The 20,986-nt window shown below is 69.5% G+C and carries 15 protein-coding genes and 2 riboswitches; of the genes, 11 read left to right on the plus strand and 4 right to left on the minus strand.

Translation table 11 applies throughout. The features are described 5' to 3' along the window. Positions 1 to 181: 181 nt before the first annotated feature. Positions 182 to 946 carry an iron reductase gene (locus SBI80_RS20235; RefSeq protein ID WP_318976576.1) on the minus strand — a complete coding sequence of 255 codons (765 nt, stop codon included), beginning with the start codon at positions 944 to 946 and terminating at the stop codon, positions 182 to 184. 236 nt (positions 947 to 1,182) lie between these two features. Between SBI80_RS20235 and SBI80_RS20240 the strand changes: the two genes are divergently transcribed. The 11 genes from SBI80_RS20240 to SBI80_RS20290 all read left to right on the plus strand — a co-directional run bounded on the left by SBI80_RS20240 (position 1,183) and on the right by SBI80_RS20290 (position 16,166). Then, a complete protein-coding gene (locus SBI80_RS20240) occupies positions 1,183 to 1,599 on the plus strand; it encodes a BlaI/MecI/CopY family transcriptional regulator (protein ID WP_318976577.1) in 417 nt (138 codons plus the stop codon). A gap of 14 nt (positions 1,600 to 1,613) precedes the next feature. Beyond that, entirely contained in the window at positions 1,614 to 2,552 is a 939-nt protein-coding gene (locus SBI80_RS20245; protein WP_318976578.1) for a M56 family metallopeptidase, read from the plus strand. 46 nt (positions 2,553 to 2,598) lie between these two features. Further along, positions 2,599 to 4,053 (plus strand): NADP-dependent phosphogluconate dehydrogenase, encoded by a 1,455-nt coding sequence (gene gndA / locus SBI80_RS20250; protein WP_318976579.1) that lies wholly within the window; start codon positions 2,599 to 2,601, stop codon positions 4,051 to 4,053. Positions 4,054 to 4,081: 28 nt separating this feature from the next. Further along, entirely contained in the window at positions 4,082 to 5,521 is a 1,440-nt protein-coding gene (locus SBI80_RS20255) for a GuaB1 family IMP dehydrogenase-related protein (protein ID WP_318976709.1), read from the plus strand. 197 nt (positions 5,522 to 5,718) lie between these two features. Further along, positions 5,719 to 7,071: a hemolysin family protein gene (locus SBI80_RS20260; protein ID WP_318976580.1), complete on the plus strand. Its 1,353-nt coding sequence runs from the start codon at positions 5,719 to 5,721 to the stop codon at positions 7,069 to 7,071. Next, positions 7,071 to 8,123 carry a hemolysin family protein gene (locus tag SBI80_RS20265; RefSeq protein WP_318976581.1) on the plus strand — a complete coding sequence of 351 codons (1,053 nt, stop codon included), beginning with the start codon at positions 7,071 to 7,073 and terminating at the stop codon, positions 8,121 to 8,123. The genes SBI80_RS20260 and SBI80_RS20265 overlap by 1 nt, the downstream gene beginning before the upstream one ends. Continuing rightward, entirely contained in the window at positions 8,116 to 9,006 is an 891-nt protein-coding gene (locus tag SBI80_RS20270) for a 3-methyladenine DNA glycosylase (protein ID WP_318976582.1), read from the plus strand. Before SBI80_RS20265 ends, SBI80_RS20270 begins: the two co-directional genes overlap by 8 nt. A 16-nt stretch (positions 9,007 to 9,022) precedes the next feature. Then, a complete protein-coding gene (locus tag SBI80_RS20275; RefSeq protein WP_318976583.1) occupies positions 9,023 to 10,258 on the plus strand; it encodes a lipase family protein in 1,236 nt (411 codons plus the stop codon). After that, a complete protein-coding gene (locus tag SBI80_RS20280) occupies positions 10,203 to 11,666 on the plus strand; it encodes an alpha/beta hydrolase (RefSeq protein ID WP_413232763.1) in 1,464 nt (487 codons plus the stop codon). The genes SBI80_RS20275 and SBI80_RS20280 overlap by 56 nt, the downstream gene beginning before the upstream one ends. Before the next feature lie 102 nt (positions 11,667 to 11,768). Then, positions 11,769 to 13,970, plus strand: coding sequence for a malate synthase G (locus SBI80_RS20285; protein WP_318976585.1), 2,202 nt, complete (start codon positions 11,769 to 11,771; stop codon positions 13,968 to 13,970). A gap of 105 nt (positions 13,971 to 14,075) precedes the next feature. After that, entirely contained in the window at positions 14,076 to 16,166 is a 2,091-nt protein-coding gene (locus SBI80_RS20290) for a substrate-binding domain-containing protein (protein ID WP_318976586.1), read from the plus strand. Here the strand turns inward: SBI80_RS20290 and SBI80_RS20295 are convergent. The 3 genes from SBI80_RS20295 to SBI80_RS20305 form a co-directional block, all read right to left on the minus strand. Beyond that, positions 16,163 to 17,032 (minus strand): alpha/beta fold hydrolase, encoded by an 870-nt coding sequence (locus SBI80_RS20295; RefSeq protein ID WP_318976587.1) that lies wholly within the window; start codon positions 17,030 to 17,032, stop codon positions 16,163 to 16,165. The genes SBI80_RS20290 and SBI80_RS20295 overlap by 4 nt on opposite strands. Before the next feature lie 9 nt (positions 17,033 to 17,041). Next, positions 17,042 to 19,912: an aminomethyl-transferring glycine dehydrogenase gene (gcvP, locus tag SBI80_RS20300; protein WP_318976588.1), complete on the minus strand. Its 2,871-nt coding sequence runs from the start codon at positions 19,910 to 19,912 to the stop codon at positions 17,042 to 17,044. 41 nt (positions 19,913 to 19,953) lie between these two features. Beyond that, positions 19,954 to 20,073, minus strand: a riboswitch (glycine riboswitch). Next, positions 20,074 to 20,172: riboswitch (glycine riboswitch) on the minus strand. 32 nt (positions 20,173 to 20,204) lie between these two features. Next, complete coding sequence (locus SBI80_RS20305; RefSeq protein WP_318976589.1) at positions 20,205 to 20,828, minus strand: MerR family transcriptional regulator; 624 nt, start codon at positions 20,826 to 20,828, stop codon at positions 20,205 to 20,207. Between the last annotated feature and the right edge of the window lie 158 nt (positions 20,829 to 20,986).

Consider the following 20,986-nt stretch of genomic DNA (forward strand, 5'->3'; position numbering starts at 1 on the left):
GCGGCGACACCCCCTGGAATTCTCCGTGCCCGCCCGGAGATGCGGATGGGCCCCGTACTACGTGTACGGGGCCCATCCTCGAATGGACCGGGGATATCTCTGCAGCCCTCAGGATTCCGCGGCGGTCCGGTGGATCTCTGCCCTCCCTCGAAGGCGTGATTAGATAATAGGCAAGCCTAGCCTAATTAAGCAACCCCTTTCCCGCCGCCGGCCGGCCCAGACCCCGAACCGGGGCGCCGAATCCGACCAACGCGTCGAGGACGGCCTGCCCGCGCCTCATGCTCGTCAGCTCGCTCGACCCGGCCAACAGCGGGATCTGCGTCGCGGCGCTGACCACCGTCGTCCCCACGACGTGCCACATCGCGGCCACCGACAGGACGCCCCCGTTGGCGGCGGACAGCCGCTCGAACAACGGCTGCAACGAACGGTGGCTGCGATGGGCTACCCAGGTCGTCAGCGCCGCCTCGCTGGGCAGCGCGACCAAACCGCCACCGGGACGGTCGAACGGGTCGGAGAAGTAGGCGTCGTCGGGAAGCGCGCGCAGCGTCGGGTCCACCACCCCCACCCAGTCGATGGCCCCCTCGGAGTCCACGTGCACCCAGAGGTTCTCGATGCCGGTGTCCCAGGCGCGCCCCTCCAACACCAGCAGTGGAATGACCCGCCCCACGACGACGTGCGCCAGGGTGGCGGCGAGCTGCTGGGCGACGGCCGCGCAATTGCCCGCCTCGGCGACGGCCGTGTCGAACATCGCCTGCAGCCGGTCACCGTTGAGGGCCTCGGCCAGCGGCCACCAGCGCCGCCGCGACAGATCGCGCATGACGGCCACGCCGTAGACCCGCGGACACTCCGGATAGAGCTCCCGCAACCTGCGACTGGATTCGTGCAGCGGAAGCGTCCGGCTGATCGACATCCGGTCGATCAGGGGATCGTCGACGACGACGGACATGAGCACCTCCCAAGTTAGGATAGCCTTACTATAGTGACAGCCCGAGGCGAGGACAGCCCTAGTGACCGGACTCACAGGGACGTCGCGAGACGGCGTCTCGCCGCAGGACCAAGGCAGTTCCAGCACACCGCCGGACGGCCCCACCCACCAGGTCGAGCGCACGTCCACGACGGATACGACGCACGGTAGTAAGCGCGTAGTACCCTGAATCCATTGCTCAGGAGAGTGAACGAAAAATGGCCAAGCAGACGCGACTCGGGGAACTCGAACGCGAAGTGATGGACCACCTGTGGTCCGCGCGCGAACCTCAAACGGTGCGCCAGGTGCACGAGGCACTCGCGGCGCGGCGTGACCTGGCCTACACGACGATCATGACCGTCTTGCAGCGCCTGGCGAAGAAGAACCTGGTCGTCCAGCACCGCGACGACCGGGCCCACCGCTACGCCCCGACCCACGGCCGCGACGTCCTGGTCGCCGGACTGATGGTCGACGCCCTCGACCAGGCCTCGGACTCGGGCAGCCGGGAGGCCGCCCTCGTGCACTTCGTCGAGCGGGTGGGCGCCGACGAGGCGGCCGCCCTGCGCCGGGCGCTGGCCGAACTCGAGGCCAAGGATCACCTCCGCCAACCCGCTAGCAATCCGGGCACCGACTAAGGGACACTCATGGTGTGTCCGCGCTGGCCTTCTCCGCTGTCGCGCTGTTCCTGATTGGACCAGTGCCAGCGGTGTTGGCGCGGGCGACCTGGACGTTGCGCGCCCCGAGGGCCGCCATCGTGCTGTGGCAGTCGATCGTGCTGGCGGCCGTCCTGTCGGCCTTCAGCGCCGGCATCGCCATTGCGAGCAGACTCTTCGTTCCCGGCCCAGACGGACGGCCGACCGCGACCGTCACCAGTGAGATCGAGGCGCTGGGCTGGCCACTGTGGGTGCTCTACGTCGTCGTGTTCGGCCTGACGTTGCTGATCGGCGCCCGCCTGATGGTCGCGGTCGTGCAGGTGGCGATCGCGACGCGCCGGCGCCGGGCCCATCACCGCATGCTCGTCGACCTGCTCGGACGGTCCTACGATCCCTGTCTGCGCCGCTCCAGCGGCCTGCGGATCCTCGACGTCGAGCAGCCGCTGGCCTACTGCTTGCCCGGCGTGCGCAGCCGCGTCGTCGTCAGCGAGGGCACGCTCAGCGCGCTGTCAGGCACGGAGATGTCGGCCATCCTCAGCCACGAACACGCCCACCTGCGCGCCAGGCACGACCTGGTGCTGGAGATGTTCACCGCCGTGCACGCCGCGTTCCCGCGGTTCGTCCGCAGCGGCAACGCCCTGGACGCCGTCCGCCTGCTGATCGAGCTGCTCGCCGACGACGCCGCCGTGCGGACCGCCGGACCGACACCGCTGGCCAGGGCATTGGTCGCCTGCGCGTCCGGCAGAACACCCTCGGGTGCGCTCGGTGCGGGCGGCCCGCACACCGTCACCCGGGTACGCAGGCTCGGCGGGAAGCCCAACAGCGTGCCACTGGCCGTGGCCGCCTACGTGACGGCGGCGGCCGTGCTCGTCGTGCCCACCGTTGCGCTCGCCGTTCCGTGGCTCACCGAGCTGCAACGACTCCTCACCGCGTAGATTCAAGCGTCGAACCCCCGCGCGAACCCTCGACGAAAGGCTGCCCGTGTCCACGCCCGAAACCAAGGCAACAGCTCAAATCGGCGTCACCGGACTGGCGGTGATGGGTTCCAATCTCGCACGCAACTTCGCGCACCACGGCTACACCGTCGCCGTGCACAACCGGTCGAAGGCCAAGACCGACGCGCTGATCTCCGAACACGGCTCGGAAGGCAACTTCGTCCCCAGCGAGACCATCCCGGAATTCCTTGCCACCCTCGAGAAGCCGCGCCGCGTCATCATCATGGTCAAGGCCGGTGACCCGACCGATGCGGTGATCGGCGAGCTCGCCGACGCGATGGAGGATGGCGACATCATCATCGATGGTGGCAACTCCCTCTTCACCGACACCATCCGGCGCGAGAAGGCCATCCGCGAACGCGGCCTGCACTACGTCGGCGCCGGCATCTCCGGTGGCGAGGAGGGTGCGCTCAACGGTCCGTCGATCATGCCCGGCGGCCCGGCCGAGTCCTACGAGTCCCTCGGCCCGCTGCTCGAGGAGATCTCCGCGCACGTCGACGGCGTGCCCTGCTGCACGCACATCGGCCCCGACGGCTCGGGCCACTTCGTCAAGATGGTGCACAACGGCATCGAGTACTCCGACATGCAGCTCATCGGCGAGGCCTACCAGCTGCTGCGCGACGGCCTCGGCCTGTCGGCGCCCGAGATCGCCGACGTCTTCGCCCAGTGGAACGAGGGCGACCTGGACAGCTACCTGATCGAGATCACCGCCGAGGTGCTCAAGCAGATCGACGCCAAGACCGGCAAGCCGCTGGTCGACGTCATCCTCGACGAGGCCGAGCAGAAGGGCACCGGCCGCTGGACGGTCAAGTCCGCGCTCGACCTCGGCGTCCCCGTCACCGGCATCGCCGAAGCCGTGTTCGCCCGCGCGCTGTCGGGTTCGGTGGCGCAGCGCAAGGCCACCACCGGGCTGGCCTCCGGCGAGCTAGGCGCCAAGCCCACCGACGCGGCGAAGTTCACCGATGACGTGTCCAAGGCGCTGTACGCCTCGAAGATCGTCGCGTACGCGCAGGGGTTCAACCAGATCCAAGCCGGCAGCCTCGAATACGACTGGGGCATCACCCCGGGCGACCTGGCCACCATCTGGCGCGGCGGCTGCATCATCCGGGCCAAGTTCCTCAACCGCATCAAGGAGGCGTTCGACGAGGAGCCCGAACTGGCTACGCTGCTGGTCGCTCCCTACTTCCGCGACGCCATCGAGGCCGCGGTCGACAGCTGGCGCCGCGTCGTGGTCACCGCCACCGAGCTGGGCATCCCGATCCCCGGCTTCTCCTCGGCGCTGTCCTACTACGACGCGCTGCGCACCGAGCGGCTGCCCGCCGCGCTGACCCAGGGCCTGCGCGACTTCTTCGGTGCCCATACCTACGGACGCATCGACGAGGATCCGGCCAAGAAGTTCCACACCCAGTGGAGCGGTGACCGCAGCGAGTCACCTGCATGATCTACCCGCCGACGGTAAGCGAAGTGAGATGAAGTTCCTCGACGGGCACCGCCCGCCCTACGACCTGACCTACGACGACGTGTTCGTCGTACCCGGACGCTCCGACGTGACCTCGCGGTTCGACGTCGACCTGTCCACCGTCGACGGGTCCGGCACGACGATCCCCGTGGTGGTCGCGAACATGACCGCCGTCGCTGGCCGCCGGATGGCCGAGACGGTCGCCCGCCGCGGCGGAATCGTCGTTCTGCCGCAAGACCTTCCGGCCTCGGCGGTGCGCGACATGGTCGAGTTCGTCAAGAGCCGCGACCTGGTCGTCGACACCCCGGTCACGCTGTCACCGGAGGACTCGGTGTCCGACGCGACGGCGCTGATCCACAAGCGGGCCCATGGTGCGGCCGTCGTGGTCGACGCCGACGGCAGGCCGGTCGGGCTGGTCACCGAGGCCGCGTGCCACGGCGTCGACCGCTTCGCCCGGGTGCGCGACGTCGCGGCCACCGACTTCGCCACCGCACCCGTCGGCACTGCTCCGCGGGAGGTGTTCGACCTGCTCGAGCACAGCCCCGTCGGAGTCGCCGTGATGACCGGGCCCGACGGACGGCTGGCGGGCGTGCTGACGCGCACCGGTGCCATCCGCGCGGGCATCTACTCCCCCGCGGTCGACGCCTCCGGGCGTCTGCGCATCGCCGCCGCGGTCGGCATCAACGGTGACGTCGCGGCCAAGGCGACGGCGTTGGCCGAGGCGGGGGCGGACCTGCTGGTCGTCGACACCGCCCACGGCCACCAGCTCAAGATGCTCGACGCGATCAAGGCGGTCTCCTCGCTGGACCTGGGCCTGCCGTTGGCGGCGGGCAACGTGGTCTCCGCCGAGGGCACGCGCGACCTGATCAGCGCGGGGGCGTCGATAGTCAAGGTGGGCGTCGGCCCCGGGGCGATGTGCACCACCAGGATGATGACCGGCGTCGGTCGGCCGCAGTTCTCGGCCGTCGTCGAATGCGCTTCTGCCGCAAGACAACTCGGCGGTCACGTCTGGGCCGACGGCGGAGTCCGCCACCCCCGCGACGTGGCACTGGCCCTGGCCGCCGGCGCGTCCAACGTGATGATCGGCTCCTGGTTCGCCGGCACCTACGAGTCCCCTGGCGACCTGCTCCACGACCGCGAGGACCGGTTGTACAAGGAGAGTTACGGCATGGCCTCCAAGCGCGCCGTGGCCGCCAGGACCGCCGGTGACAGCCAGTTCGACCGGGCTCGCAAGGCACTGTTCGAGGAGGGCATCTCGACGTCGCGGATGGCGCTGGACCCGACGCGCGGCGGTGTCGAGGACCTGCTCGACCACATCACCTCCGGCGTGCGCAGCACCTGCACCTACGTCGGCGCCGCCACGCTGCCCGAACTACACGACAAGGTCGTCCTCGGCGTGCAGTCCGCGGCGGGCTTCGCCGAGGGACACCCCCTGCCCACGGGGTGGTGAACCGGGTTAGCCGACCCTGAGTGCCGCCTCGACTCGGCTACCATTGGGTTCTCCTCGTCTTCGATCGAAAGGGAACACGTGCCGCAGGCACCCGCCGAGGCCCCCGAACCCGAACGGGCCTCCTCGGAGCCATCCGACGCCGAACCCTCCAGTAGGCAGCCGGGCCTAGTGCCCGGCGCCCGTCGTGCGAGGCTCCGTTGAGCCTGGTCCTGAGTCTGATCGCCTTTCTGCTGCTCACCGCAGGAACGGCACTCTTCGTCGCCGCGGAGTTCTCCCTCACCGCGCTGGAGCGCAGCACCGTCGAGGCCAACGCCAAGGACGGCGGCTGGCGTGACGCGTACGTCCAGAAGGCGCATCGCTCGCTGTCCTTCCAGTTGTCCGGGGCTCAGCTCGGCATCTCCATCACCACGCTGGCCACCGGCTATCTGGCCGAACCCGTCGTGGCGTCGCTGCTGCACGCCCCGCTGACGGCGCTGAAGATCCCGCCGGGCGCCGTGGACGGCATCGCCCTGGCCCTGGCGCTGCTGATCGCAACGTCGGTGTCGATGGTGTTTGGCGAGCTGGTGCCGAAGAACCTTGCAGTCGCCGAGCCCCTGCCGACCGCCCGCTGGGTCGCCCCGTTGCAATGGTGGTTCTCCCGGTTCCTCACCCCCGCCATCAAGATCACCAACGGCACCGCCAACTGGATCCTGCGCTGGCTGGGCATCGAGCCCGCCGAGGAGCTGCGGTCGGCCCGCTCGCCGCAGGAGCTGGTCTCGCTCGTGCGCACCTCCAAGCGAAGCGGTTCACTGGACGCGAGCACCGCCGACCTCGTCGACCGCTCGCTGCAGTTCGGTGAACGCTCCGCGGAGGAACTGATGACGCCCCGGTCCAAGATCGAGTCGCTGCACGCCGACGACACGGTCGCCGACCTCGTCGTCAAGGCCATGGAAACCGGGTTCTCCCGCTTCCCCATCGTCGACGGCGATTTGGACGAGACGCTCGGCATCGTGCACGTCAAGCAGGTGTTCACCATTCCGTTCGCCGAGCGGGAACACACCCGGCTGGCCGCCATCGCGCTGCCGGTCGCCACCGTGCCGTCCAGCCTGGACGGCGACGCCGTGATGGCCCAGATCCGCGCCAACGGCCTGCAGACCGCGCTGGTGGTCGACGAGTACGGCGGCACCGCGGGCATGGTCACCGTCGAGGATCTGATCGAGGAGATCGTCGGCGACGTCCGCGACGAGCACGACGACGCCACCCCCGACGTCGTCGAGATGCGCGACGGCTGGCAGGTCTCCGGGCTGCTGCGCATCGACGAGGTCCAGACCGAGACGCCGTTCCGGCCGCCGGAAGGCGAGTACGAGACCATCGGCGGTCTGATCCTGCAGGAGCTCGGCCACATCCCCGACGTCGGGGAGACCGTCGTGCTGACCGAATTCGACCCGGACGGCCCGCTGGACGATCCCGTGCACTGGCAGGCCAAGGTGATCCAGATGGACGGCCGCCGCATCGACGTCGTCGAGCTCACCGAGCTGGGCCGCCGCGGCGCGACGGACGAGGAGGCCTGATGGGATCCGACGTCTTCGGCGTGCTGCTCACGGTGCTGCTGCTCGCCCTCAACGCGTTCTTCGTCGGCGCCGAGTTCGCGCTGATCTCCGCGCGGCGCGACCGCCTCGAGGCGCTCGCCGAACAGGGCAAGAAGAGTGCCGTCACGGTCATCAGGGCCGGTGAACGGCTCTCGCTGATGCTCGCCGGCGCCCAGCTGGGCATCACGATCTGCTCCATCCTGCTGGGCCGGGTCGGCGAGCCCGCGGTCGCCCATCTGCTGGAGGTGCCGTTCGGCGTCGTCGGGATCCCCGACACGGTGCTGCACACGGTCTCGTTCCTGATCGCGCTCGGCGTGGTGGTGACGCTGCACGTGCTGCTCGGCGAGATGGTCCCCAAGAACATCGCGATCGCCGGGCCGGAGTCCGCGGCCATGCTGCTGATCCCGCCGTATCTGGTCTACATGCGGTTGGCCAAGCCGTTCATCGCGTTCTACAACTGGTGCGCCAACTCGACGTTGCGCGGCTTGGGGGTGGAGCCCAAGGACGAGCTCGACGTCACGGTCTCGACCGTGGAGCTCTCGGAGATGATCGCCGAGTCGTTGTCCGAGGGGCTGCTCGATCCCGAGGAGCACGGCAGGCTGACCCGCGCCCTCCAGGTGCGCACCCACGTGGTCGCCGACGTCGCGATTCCGCTTCACGACATCCGTGCGGTACCCGTCGCCGGACCGGGACTCGGCCCGACCGTCGCCGCGGTGGAACGGGCCCTGGTCGACACCGGGTATTCGCGCTTCCCCGTCACCGACGTCACGGGCGCCTTCCTGGGTTACCTGCACATCAAGGACGTCCTCTCCCGGATGAGCGATCCGGATGCGGTCCTGGACGCCGACAGCGTGCGGCCACTGCCGCGCCTGGCGGCCACGCTGCCGGTGCCCGACGCGCTGTCCCGGCTACGGCGCGAGAACAGCCACCTGGCCCTGGTCACCACCGGCGACCGCGTCACCGCCGTCGTCGCGCTGGAGGACCTCGTCGAGGATCTGGTGGGGACGGTGCGCGACGGAACGCACCGTGTCTGAGACACGGGTGCTCGAGCACCGGGTACTCGCCGAGACCGACTGGACCGAGCGTGAACGACGCCACGTCGAACGGGCCGAGGAGTTCCTCGCACCACACCGTGCGCGGGCCCAGCGGGGTGACCCGCATCCGGTGTGGGACTTCCTGTTCAGCTACTACAGCCTCAAGCCGCGCCAGGTGCAGCGGTGGCATCCGGGCTACGGCGTCGCGCTGGGCGGCCCCGCGGCGCGACGCTTCCTGGACCGCGCCGGGTACGGCGCCACCGCCGACGGCGCCGCCGTGACCACCGCCCACCTGCACGCCCGCCGTGACACGGTCGGCTTCGTCGCGGAGTTGCTCGGCGCCACCGCCACCCGGCCGGCGCGACTCAACTGCTTCGGACTGCACGAGTGGGCGATGGTGTACCGGACCCGCGACGTGCGGCACGGCCGCGTACCGCTGCGTCTCGGCAGCGCGGGCACCGACGCAGTGGTCGAGTCGATGCCGTTGCGCTGCAGCCACTTCGATGCCTACCGCTTCTTCACCCCGGCCGCCGTGCCACGCAACGCCGAGCCACTGAGCCGGCAGACCCAGATCGGCACCGAACAACCGGGTTGCGTGCACGTCACGATGGATCTCTACAAGTGGTGCTACAAGCTTGGCCCACTGGCGCCCTCGGAGTTGCTGATGGACTGTCTGGAGTTGGCGGCCCAAGCGCGCGCGCTCGACATGCGGGCCAGCCCCTACGATCTGGCCGCCTACGGATTCGAGCCCATTGCGATCGAAACACCCACGGGCCGAGCCGAATACGCGCGTGCACAGGAAGCTCTCGTGAAACGGGCAGCTCCCTTGCGGGCAGCGCTGCTTGGCTGGTGTGGCGAGCTGATCGTGGCCGCAGACGGCTGAGAAGGGCTGAGCACCGATGAGAGCCACCGGCACCGGGATCTGCGTGCTGGCCGTGACCGCCCTGGTCCTCGCGGCATGCAGCACCCATCCAGCGCCAGGCCCCCCGCAGCCCGGTCCGCCGAGGGGTCCGGCCCTGGCGGCCGACTTCAGCCATACCGGCCCCGGGGCCCTGGTGTCGGCCGAGGGGCTGGTCGACCTCGATCCCCAGCTGCGGGACAAGACCTCGCTGGCAGCGCGCATCGTCTACGAGTCCACCTCGGGCATCAACGACAGCCACTCGCTGGTCACCGGGACGGTGTTCGTCCCCAAGGGCGCCCCGCCGCCCGGCGGTTGGCGGATCGTGGCGTTCGCCCACCCCGCGACGGGCATCCAGTCCCCGTGTGCGCCATCGGGGTCGCCCACCCTGCTCGGGTCGGCACCCGACGTCGCCGCGCTGCTCGACGCCGGTTTCCTCGTCACTGCCACCGACTACCAGGGCCTCGGGCTGCGGGATACCGATCATTCGACGGCCGATCCGAGCATCGGCCCCTACAACGGCTACCACCCGTTCCTGGACTCGATGACCGAGGGCTACGACGTCATCGACGCGGTGCGGGCGGCGCGCACCCTGGTACCCGCCGCGTCGAAGTCCTTCGCCGCGTACGGCATCGGGCAGGGCGGGCAGGCGGCCTGGGCCGCCGACGAGCTGGCCGCCGACTACCGTGGCGGCCTCGATCTGGTCGGCGTGGCGGCGGTGCGGCCGACGGCCGCCCTCGGCGGCCTCGCCGATGCCGCAGCCAACGGCACGCTGAACAGGGACCAGCAGACCACGCTGCAGCAGTTCTTGGCCGCGCTCAGCCGCGAGTACGACGACTTCCACGTCGACGCCTACCGGCACGGGGTGGTCAAGGACCAGTGGGACGTCCTCTCGGCGTGCTGGGGTCCGGCGCTCGAGGATCGGGCCAACGTGGTGAACCGGATCGGACCGGACGACCTGCGACCCGACGGGGACGATGCCACCGAGGTACTGCGCGGATATCTGCAGAAGACGTCGCTGCCCCAGGCTCCCGCGGCATCGCCGATGCTGATCGTGCCCGAAGCGCCCGACGGTGTCATCCCGCCCGAGCAGGCCGCCGCGGCCGTCGACAGGGCGTGCGCCATGGGTGACGCGATCACGTTCGGCACGCCGGACACCGACCCGATCGGCTGGCTGACCGATCGCTTCCAAGGGGTCGCGGCGCGTAGCGACTGCCCCGCGCCCGCCGCCAGCTGACACCGCACTCAGCCGATTCACGAGCAGGTTTGCGATACCTGGTCTGGTGGATGTCTCTCTCGTGCGCGGCTGGTTGCCGATCGTCGTCCAGGTGATCGCCCTCGCGGTGGTGCTCGCCGCGGTCGGGTGGCGGTCGAGGACCTGGCGGTCGAGGTGGGTGCCGGTGGCCGCGGCGGTGGGGGTCGCGTTCGCCGCGGTCGCCTACTGGTTCGTCACCGACCAGGATCTGGCCGACGATCCGGCACCCGTCCTGCTGTGGCCGTGGGTCGCCATGACGGGGTTGGCTGTCGTGGTCGCCGTGCTCGGCTGGCGGGGTTCCCGCTGGTGGCGACGGGTGACGTCGCTGGCGGCGATCCCCCTGTGCACGGTGTGCGTGGCGTTGCTCGTCGACGGTTGGACGGGCTACCTGCCCACGCTGGACGCGGCGCTGGGCCGCGCCACCGGCGCCGCGCTGCCCAGCCAGACCGACGAGGCCGGCGTTGCGGACATGCGCCGGCGCCACGTGCACCCGACGGAGGGCACGCTGGTGTCGGTGCGGATCGGCGCGGACGCCTCGGGCTTCCGGCACCGCGACGAACTGGTCTACCTACCGCCGGCGTGGTTCGCCGGCGATGCCCCGCCCGAGCTGCCCGCCGTGATCATGGCGGGGGGTGAGTTCGGTCACCCCATCGACTGGCCGACCACGGGTCAGGCCCGCCAGACTGCGGACGCCTTCGCGGCCGCGCACGGCGGCAACGCCCCCGTCCTGGTGTTCGTCGACACCAGCGGTGAGTTCAGCAACGACACCGAATGCGTCAACGGCATCCGCGGCAATGCGGCCGACCACCTCACCAAGGACGTCGTGCCCTTCGTCGTCTCGCATTTCGGCACCAGTTCCGATGCGGCGAGGTGGGGTTTCGTCGGATGGTCGGCCGGCGGGACGTGCGCCCTGATGACGACGGTAATGCACCCCGAGCTGTTCTCGGCCTTCGTCGACGTCGACGGGGAACTCGGGCCGACCGCTGGCTCACGCCAGCAGACCATCGCCCGGCTCTTCGGCGGCGACGCAACGGCCTTCACGGCGTTCGACCCAGCGACCGTGATGGAGGCGCACGGCCAGTACACCGGACCGGCGGGCTGGTTCGCGGTCTCGACGCCTGGCCCGACGGTCTACTACCCCGCCGGCGGCAACCCACCCGACCAACGACCCGCCGACATCGCGCCAGAGGACCACCTCGCGGTCGCGTCCTACCTGTGCCCCCTCGCCAGTTCGCACGGCATCCCGTGCGCGGTGGTACCGACTGCCGGAAATCACGACTTCGGCGGCGCGGCAAGAGCATTCGCGGCCGCGCTGCCGTGGCTGGCTGGCCGGTTGGGCACCCCGGCGACGCCCGTCGTACCCCTGCCGGGGGCCGCACCCGCCTCGTGACCGCGCCCACGTTCGTGGTCCCCATCGATTTCAGCCCGAGACAGGGCAATTGGCTGCGCATTACCCACGGGTAAGCTTGATCGACGCTTGAGAGAGGAAACCATGACCACCGATCGCGTGACCGTCGGCAACCTGCGGGTGGCAAAGGTGCTGCACGACTTCATCACCAACGAGGCACTCGCCGGTACCGGTCTGGACCCCGACAGCTTCTGGGCGGGCGTGGACAAGGTCGTCACCGACCTGGCGCCGCAGAACCAGGATCTGCTGGCGCGGCGCGATGAACTGCAGGCGCAGATCGACAAGTGGCATCGGCAGCGCGTCATCGGACCGTTCGACGCGCAGGAGTACCGCGCCTTCCTCACCGAGATCGGCTACCTGGAGCCCGAACCCGAGGACTTCACCATCACCACGTCGGGCGTCGACGCGGAGATCACCAGCACCGCCGGCCCGCAGCTGGTGGTGCCAATCCTCAACGCCCGCTTCGCGCTGAACGCATCCAATGCCCGCTGGGGCTCGCTCTACGACGCGCTGTACGGCACCGACGTGATTCCGGAGACCGACGGCGCCGAGAAGGGTGGCGGCGGATACAACCAGGTGCGCGGCGCCAAGGTCATCGCCTACGCCAGGAAGTTCCTCGACGAGTCGGTGCCGCTGGCTTCGGGGTCCTACGCCGACGCCACCGGCTTCACGGTGGAGGACGGACAGCTCCTGGTCACCCTCGGCGACGGCCTCTCGGTCGGCCTGGCCAACCCCGACGAGTTCGCCGGCTACCTCGGTGAGCCAAGCGCCCCGACGTCGGTGCTGCTGGTCCACCACGGCCTGCACGTCGAGATCCTCATCGACCCCGACTCCCCCGTCGGCTCCACCGACGGGGCAGGGGTCAAGGACGTCGTGCTGGAGTCCGCGGTCACCACGATCATGGACTTCGAGGACTCCGTCGCCGCGGTCGATGCCGAGGACAAGGTGCTGGGCTACCGCAACTGGCTCGGCCTGAATCGCGGCGACCTCTCCGAAGAGGTCAGCAAGGGCGGCAAGACCTTCACCCGGGTGCTGAACCAGGACCGCACGTTCATCGCCCCCGGCGGCGAGTCCGAGCTGACGCTCCCCGGCCGGAGCCTGCTGTTCGTCCGCAACGTCGGGCACCTGATGACCAACGACGCGATCGTGTTCGAGGACGGTTCCGAGGTGCCAGAGGGCATTCAGGACGCCCTGTTCACCGGGCTGATCGCGATGCACGGCTTGAAGGACGACGACGAGAATGGGCCACTGCTCAACAGCCGCACCGGCTCCATCTACATCGTGAAGCCAAAGATGCACGGCCCCGCCGAGGTCGCGTTCACGTGCGAACTGTTCAGCCGCGTCGAGGACGTCCTCGGCCTGCCGCAGGCCACGCTGAAGGTCGGCATCATGGACGAGGAGCGGCGCACCACGCTGAACCTGAAGGCCTGCATCAAGGCCGCCGCCGACCGCGTCGTGTTCATCAATACCGGCTTCCTGGACCGCACCGGTGACGAGATCCACACCTCGATGGAGGCGGGCCCGATGGTCCGCAAGGGCGCGATGAAGAGCCAGCCCTGGATCAAGGCCTACGAAGACGCCAACGTCGACACCGGCCTGGCGACGGGGTTGTCCGGCAAGGCCCAGATCGGCAAGGGCATGTGGGCAATGACCGACCTCATGGCCGACATGGTCGAGCAGAAGATCGGTCAGCCCAAGGCGGGCGCGACCACCGCGTGGGTGCCCTCGCCGACCGGTGCGACGCTGCACGCCATGCACTACCACCAGGTCGACGTGTTCGAGGTGCAGAAGGAGATCGCCAAGGAGGCCCCGCGTACCACCATCGACGAACTGCTCACGATCCCGCTGGCCAAGGAGCTCGCGTGGGCTCCCGAGGAGATCCGCGAGGAGGTCGACAACAACTGCCAGTCGATCCTCGGCTACGTGGTGCGGTGGATCGACGCCGGCGTCGGCTGCTCCAAGGTCCCCGACATTCACGACGTGGCCCTCATGGAGGACCGCGCCACGCTGCGCATCTCGAGCCAGCTGCTGGCCAACTGGCTGCGCCACGGCGTCATCACCGCCGACGACGTCAAGGCCAGCCTGCGGCGGATGGCGGCCGTCGTCGACGAGCAGAACGCCAAGGACCCCGACTATCTGCCGATGGCGCCGGACCCCGAGGCCAGCATCGCGTTCGAGGCCGCACAGGAACTCATCCTGTCGGGAGCGGCGCAGCCCAACGGTTACACCGAGCCGATCCTGCATCGGCGCCGCCGGGAGTTCAAGGCTCGCCACGCCGGGCAGTGACTAGACTTCGTCGGGGCTCACCGAGACGGCGTCCGGCGACGCCTCGGCTCGGTGAGTGACGCAGCCCGACGATCGCGACGGACACGAGGAGGACAGGGGTTAGGGATGGGCAGGCACAGCATTCCGGACCCCGAGGACTCCCCCGACGAGGTGCCGACGGGCGCCGACCAGCCGGGTCGTCCCGGTAGCGACTACCCCGACGACGAGTACGGCCCCGCTGACTACCGACCCGGCGAGGGATCCGGTGAGTACGAGTCCGGTGAGTACGAAAGCGCCGACTACGACGCCGATTACGACGACGATTACGACGACCACTGGGCGCCGGCGCGGGGCAACGACTTCTCCGACCTCGGGGACTCCGAGCCAGCATCACACCCCGAAGCGGAACGGGACGAGGAAGAGACGACGCACGCGTTCGCCGCGTCGGCTCCGCCGCCCAACCGTCGTGACTGGGACAGCAGCGAGTGGACCGGCAGCCATCGCGCGATCCAGCCCAAGCGACGCGGCATCAGCGTCGGCGTGATCGTCGCGCTCGTCACCGTCGTCGTGGTCGTCGGTGCAGTCATCGGGTGGCGCTTCTTCGGCGACGCCCTGTCGCACCGCTCACAGGCGGGTGCGGCCCGCTGCGTCTCGGGTGAGGTCGCCGTCGCGGTCGTGGTCGATCCCTCGATCGAACCGCAGATCACCCCACTCGCGGACAAGTACAACCAGTCCGCCGATCCCGTCGGCGACAAGTGCGTCAAGATCGGAGTGAAGTCCGCCGACGCCGATCAGGTGGTCGACGGCTTCGGCGGGACGTGGCCCGCGGACCTCGGTGAGCGGCCGGCCCTGTGGATCCCGGGCAGTTCGATCTCCGAAGCCCGACTGGAGGCGTCGACGGGTGAGAAGACCGTCAGCGACAGTCGGTCACTGGTCACCTCGCCGGTAGTGCTCGCGGTGCGGCCGCAGCTGAGGGCTGCTCTGGCACAACAGAACTGGGGCGCGCTGCCCGGTCTGCAGAACAACGCGACGTCGTTGGACGGGCTGAATCTGCCGGGTTGGGGCTCACTGCGACTGGCGTTGCCGATGTCCGGAGGTGGCGATGCGACCTACCTCGCCGCCGAGGCCGTGGCGTCGGCCGCGGCACCGCCGGGCGCGCCAGTCACCTCGGGCGCCAATGCGGTCGCCGCACTGATGGCGGGTCAGCCGAAGTTGGCCGACGCCAAGGCGTCCACGGCGCTGGATGCCCTCCTCGGGGCCGCCGATCCCGCGACGGCCGACGTGCACGCCGTGGTGGCCACCGAGCAGCAGATCTTCCAGCGCGGCACGCAGTCGGGCGCCAAGGACCGGTTGGCCGCCTGGCTGCCCCCGGGGCCGACGGCGCAGGCCGACTATCCGACGGTGCTGCTCGCGGGCAACTGGCTCAGCCAGGAACAGATCAGCGCGGCAAGCGAATTCGCGCGATTCCTGCGCAAGCCCGAGGCGCTGGCCAGCCTGACCGAAGCGGGCTTCCGCTCCAACGGCGCCACGATGCCGGCCAGCGACGTGACCGACTTCCCGGCCCTGCAGGCACCGCTCTCGGTGGGTGACGGCAGCACCAGGGCAACGCTGGCCAACCTGGTCAGCACCCCCGCCCAGAACCCGGCCGTGACGATCTTGCTCGATCAGTCCATGACCACCGACGAGGGTGGCAAGTCCCGGCTGGCCAACGTGACCGCCGCGCTCACCGCGCGACTGCAGGCGCTGCCGCCCAACGCCGCCGTCGGATTGTGGACCTTCGACGGCGTGGCCGGGCGTTCCGAGATCGCGCTGGGAGCACTCGACGAACCCATCGGCGGCCAACCCCGCTCGGCGGCACTGACCACCAACCTCAACGGCCAGGTGGCCAGCAACGGCGGCGCCGTGTCGTTCACGACGCTGCGGCTGCTGTATCCGGATGCCGTCGCCAACTTCCGGGATGGACAGCCGAATTCGGTGCTGGTGATCACCGCGGGTCCGCACACCGACCAGTCGCTGGACGGGCCCGGCCTTCAGGACTTCGTCAAGCAAACCTTCAACCAGGCCAAGCCGGTGGCGGTCGACGTGATCGACTTCGGGTCCGACCCCGACCGCGCCACCTGGGAGGCGGTCGCGCAGACGACCGGTGGCAGCTACCGCAACGTCGCGAGCTCTGCGGGTCCAGACCTCACCGCGGCGCTGACGGCAGCTATCGGCTAACGCGGGCCCAACGACTCGAGGGCGCGCTCGGCGAACACCCCGGGCACCTCGACCTGTGGATAGTGGCCGACGCCGGGAAGCTCGACGACCTTGGCGGCGGGGCGCAACTCACGCAGTCCCGCCAGCACGTTCACCGTGGCCACCGGATCCTCCAGCGCCCACAGGAAGCTAAGCGGCTTCGGCCAATTCCGCACCGCGCCGTGCCACCGCGACGCATGGCGCACCCGCTCGTCGAGGTAGGAGATCGTCAGGTGGGAGATGCGGTGGCCGCCGTCGCGGGACAGCAACGCCCATTGAGCTTCGGCCTCCTCGTCCGACAGCGGGTGGCCCGCGCTGAACAGCTCACCGAAGCCCGTCCGGAACGTCCTGCGGTTGGCCAGCCGCGCGGCGAGCGGCCCAAGTGGTCCCCGCAGCACCTTCTGCATCGGCCGCAGGGATGCCCGTTCCAGGATCACGCTGCCGTTGGTGAGTACTGCCGCGCGAAGGTCGAAACTCAAGCGCCTCTCGATGTCTCGAGCCAGTAGCTCGGTGGCGACCGAGGTGCCCATGTCGTGGGCGACGAGCACCACTGGCCCGGAGATCTCGGCCGCCACGACCGTCTCCACCAGGTCGGACTGCTCGAACAGGCTGTAGCGATGCGGTCGGGGTTTGTCGGACAAGCCGAACCCGAGGAAGTCCATCGTCAGCCAGGCGCGATCACCCAGGTGGGGCACCACGCTGCGGTAGTCGTACGAGCTCGACGGATACCCGTGCAGCATCAGCACCGTCGGCCCGGTACCCGCCGATGCCCGGACGAAGACCGAACCCACCGGCGTCTCGACGAAGTGTCCTCCGTCGAGCCAGTCCTCGACGCTTCTGGGCAACATCGGCCCAGGTTAGGCGAAGGCCTCCACCGGCGGGCAGGAGCACACCAGATTGCGGTCACCGTAGGCGCTGTCGATGCGGCGCACCGGCGGCCACACCTTGGGCCGGAAGCCCTTGCCAAGCGGGTAGGCCGCCTGCTCGCGGGTGTAGGGGTGCTTCCAGTTCTCCACCAGTAGGCACTCGGCGGTGTGGGGGGCACCGCGCAGCGGGTTGTCCTCGACCGACCAGGCCCCGGAACCGACCTGGTCGATCTCGGCGCGGATCGAGATCATGGCCTCGCAGAAGGCGTCCACCTCGGCCAGGCTCTCACTCTCGGTGGGCTCGACCATCAGCGTGCCCGCGACGGGGAAGCTCATGGTCGGCGCGTGAAAACCGTAGTCTGCCAACCGCTTCGCCACGTCGTCGACCGTGACGCCGGTGGTCTTGGTGATGGTGCGCAGATCCAGGATGCACTCGTGGGCCACCATGCCGTTCTCGCCCGTGTAGAGCACGGGGTAGTACTCGTCGAGCCGGCGGGCGATGTAGTTGGCCGACGCGATCGCGGTCAGGGTCGCCGCGCGCAGGCCGGGTGCTCCCATCATGCGGATGTAGGCCCACGTGATCGGCAGGATCGAGGCCGAACCGTAGGGCGCCGCCGACACCGTGTAGTGCTCACCGAGTTCGTCGGCGCGCGGATGTCCCGGCAGGTACGGCGCCAGATGGCTGCGCACCGCGACCGGCCCGACACCGGGACCGCCGCCGCCGTGCGGGATGCAGAAGGTCTTGTGCAGGTTCAGGTGGCTGACGTCGCCGCCGAAATGCCCCGGCCGGGCCAGCCCGACGAGCGCGTTCAGGTTCGCGCCGTCGACGTACACCTGTCCTCCTACGTCGTGGACGGCGGCACAGATCTCCTCGACGTCGTGCTCGTAGACGCCGTGCGTCGACGGGTAGGTGATCATCAGCGCCGCGACCCGGTCGCCGTGTTCGGCGATCTTGGCGCGCAGGTCGTCCAGGTCGACGTCACCGTTGGCACGGCAGGCGACCACTACGACGCGCATACCGGCCAGCGCCGCGGACGCCGCGTTGGTGCCGTGCGCGCTCGACGGGATCAGGCAGATGTTGCGTTGCGCGTCACCACGACTCAGGTGGTAGGCCTGGATGGCGAGCAACCCGGCGTACTCCCCCTGCGATCCCGCGTTGGGCTGCAGCGACACCGAGTCGTAGCCGGTGAGCTGGGTGAGCCAGGTCTCGAGGTCGGCGATCAGCTTGCGCAGCCCCGGGGTGTCCGATGCCGGTCCGAACGGGTGCTGACGGGCGAACTCCGGCCAGGTGATGGGTTCCATCTCGGCGGCGGCGTTGAGCTTCATCGTGCACGAACCCAGCGGAATCATGCTGCGGTCGAGCGCGATGTCCTTGTCCGACAGCGAGCGCAGGTAGCGCATCATCTCGGTCTCGGTGCGGTAGCGCGTGAAGGCGGGGTGGGTCAGGAACGGCGAGGTGCGGGTGGCGATCTCCGGGCCCGCCCAGTGTTGACCGCCGCGGCTCGCGCCGAAGGCCTCGAGCACCTGCTCGACGTGGGTGGCGGTGGTCGCCTCGTCACATGACATCGAGACGTGGTCGGCGTCGACGAGCCACACGTTGATGCCGCGCTCCTTGGCGGCGGCGCGGACCTCCTCGGCCCGGCCGGGCACGCGGGCGAGCACGGTGTCGAAGAACGCGTCGTGCACCACCTCGACACCGGCGTCGGTGAGTCCGCTGGCGATCGCCAGCGCATTGCCGTGGACCCTGTGCGCGATTGCAGTCAGTCCGTCGGCGCCGTGGTAGCTGGCGTACATCGCCGCCATCACCGCGAGCAGCACCTGCGCGGTGCAGATGTTGCTGGTGGCCTTGTCGCGGCGGATGTGCTGCTCACGGGTCTGCAGGGCCAGCCGGTAGGCGGCCGACCCGTCGGCGTCCACCGACACGCCGACCAGGCGGCCGGGCAGCTGACGGGCATGCTTGGCGTGCACGGCCAGGTAACCGGCATGCGGGCCGCCGAATCCCATTGGGACGCCGAAGCGTTGGGTGGTGCCGAACGCGACGTCGGCGCCGAGGTCTCCCGGCGGGGTGATCAGCGTGGCAGCCAGCAGGTCGGCACCGATCGCGACCAGTGCGCCGCGCTCGTGGGCCTGAGCGACCAGTGCACTCCAGTCGGTGACGCGTCCGCTGGCGCCAGGCAGCTGCACGATGACGCCGAAGAAGTCCCCATCGGGCAGGCCCTCGCGCAGGTCGGCGGTGACGACCTCGATGCCCAGCGGCTTGGCGCGCGTCTCGATCACCGCGGCAGTCTGGGCGTAGACGTCGACGTCCACGGCGATCCGGTTCACCGAACCCTTCACCGCGCGGTGCATCAGCGTCATGGCCTCTGCGGCCGCGGTGCCCTCGTCGAGCATGGAGGCGTTGGCGACCTCGAGGCCGGTGAGGTCCTCGACCATGGTTTGGAAGTTCAGCAGCGCCTCGAGCCGGCCCTGGCTGATCTCGGGCTGGTAGGGCGTGTAGGCCGTGTACCAGGCGGGGTTCTCCAGGATGTTGCGGCGCAGCACGGCCGGGGTGAGCGTGTCGAAGTACCCCTGACCGATCATCGAGACGGCGACGGTGTTCGCGTCGGCCATCGCGCGCAGTTCGGCCAGCGACTGCTCCTCCGACGCGGGCGGCGGAAGCTGGTCGAGTCCGGGCGCCACGCCATCGGCGGTCAGCGCGTCGAGAATGCCCGCGGGCAGCGCCTTCTCGGCCAGTTCGCCGAGGCTGTCGACACCGATGACCCCGAACATCGTCGCGACGGCGTCGGTGTCGGGTCCGATGTGCCGGTCGGAGAAGCGGGGGGTGTGGTGCTCATTGCGGGGATGGGGCGGGGTACCGGACAAGGGAGGACCTCTCACACGTCAGAGCGTGGAACCGCTAGCGGTCCTCTCCCTCTGTCGTCGACCCGTGACGGGTGCCTGAGAGATTCGGCCGGAGCCGGCCAGGGCCGGTTTCTGCCTTTCCCCATGGGCGGGCGAACATCCGCCGCTTTCCAGAGGCATCGTGGCTCCGCGCGGTCCTGGGTGCCTGAGAGGTTGACGGAGAGGTGTTGCTCCTTCGGCGTCCGCAGCTGGCGACCACGGAACTCTCCCGCGAGGGGGCGATGCGGTGCCGAGTCTACCGGAGTGCCGGGATCTAGCCGATCTTGCGGTCGCGGTGCTTGCGGCGCGAGGCCAGCTCGTCCTCGGGGCTGGGGATGGACTCCCCGCCGTCGGCACGCTCACCCGGGAAGTCGGCGATGGCGCCGGTGAGTTCGCGCATGGCACCCGAGACCGCGATGCCGAACACGCCCTGACCACCTTGCAGAAGGTCGACGACCTCTTCGGCGGAGGTGCATTCGTAGACCGTGGTGCCATCGGAGAACAGCGTGATGTTCGCGAGGTCCTTGACGCCGCGCTGGCGTAGGTGATCGACCGCGACACGGATGTTGTGCAGCGAGATGCCGGTGTCCAGAAGCCGTTTGACGATCTTGAGGACCAGGATGTCCTTGAACGAGTACAGCCGCTGGCTGCCCGAGCCCGCCGCACCGCGGATGGACGGGACCACCAGCGAGGTGCGTGCCCAGTAGTCCAGCTGGCGGTAGGTGATGCCCGCGATCTGGCACGCACTGGGACCGCGGTAGCCAACCAATTCGTCCGGCACCGAGTCGTCGGGAAACAGGCCCGCCTGGATGGGTTCGCCAGGTGCGGCTGAGACCACCCGCTCCGGGGTGCCGCTGGATGTGAGATCCAACTGCTCCTGACGTGGCGTGTCGCCCACTGCCCATCCTCTCGCCGATCGAACTGGATACGTGCCCACGAGCCGTCAGCGACGGTTCAGCACGTTTGCTCCGAGTTCTCGAGTATGTCGAGCATACGCTCCCTGCTCGGCACTCACTGCCTCTCGTAGTGAATGAAGTATGGCTGTCGACGGGTTCC

Source organism: Mycolicibacterium sichuanense, assembly GCF_033741125.1.
Lineage (GTDB): Bacteria > Actinomycetota > Actinomycetes > Mycobacteriales > Mycobacteriaceae > Mycobacterium.

Coding starts and splice junctions, on each gene's coding strand:
- SBI80_RS20235 (WP_318976576.1), bottom strand. CDS start 946: ATGTCCGTCGTCGTCGACGATCCCCTGATCGACCGGATGTCGATCAGC.
- SBI80_RS20240 (WP_318976577.1), top strand. CDS start 1,183: ATGGCCAAGCAGACGCGACTCGGGGAACTCGAACGCGAAGTGATGGAC.
- SBI80_RS20255 (WP_318976709.1), top strand. CDS start 4,082: ATGAAGTTCCTCGACGGGCACCGCCCGCCCTACGACCTGACCTACGAC.
- SBI80_RS20265 (WP_318976581.1), top strand. CDS start 7,071: ATGGGATCCGACGTCTTCGGCGTGCTGCTCACGGTGCTGCTGCTCGCC.
- SBI80_RS20275 (WP_318976583.1), top strand. CDS start 9,023: ATGAGAGCCACCGGCACCGGGATCTGCGTGCTGGCCGTGACCGCCCTG.
- SBI80_RS20285 (WP_318976585.1), top strand. CDS start 11,769: ATGACCACCGATCGCGTGACCGTCGGCAACCTGCGGGTGGCAAAGGTG.
- SBI80_RS20290 (WP_318976586.1), top strand. CDS start 14,076: ATGGGCAGGCACAGCATTCCGGACCCCGAGGACTCCCCCGACGAGGTG.
- SBI80_RS20295 (WP_318976587.1), bottom strand. CDS start 17,032: ATGTTGCCCAGAAGCGTCGAGGACTGGCTCGACGGAGGACACTTCGTC.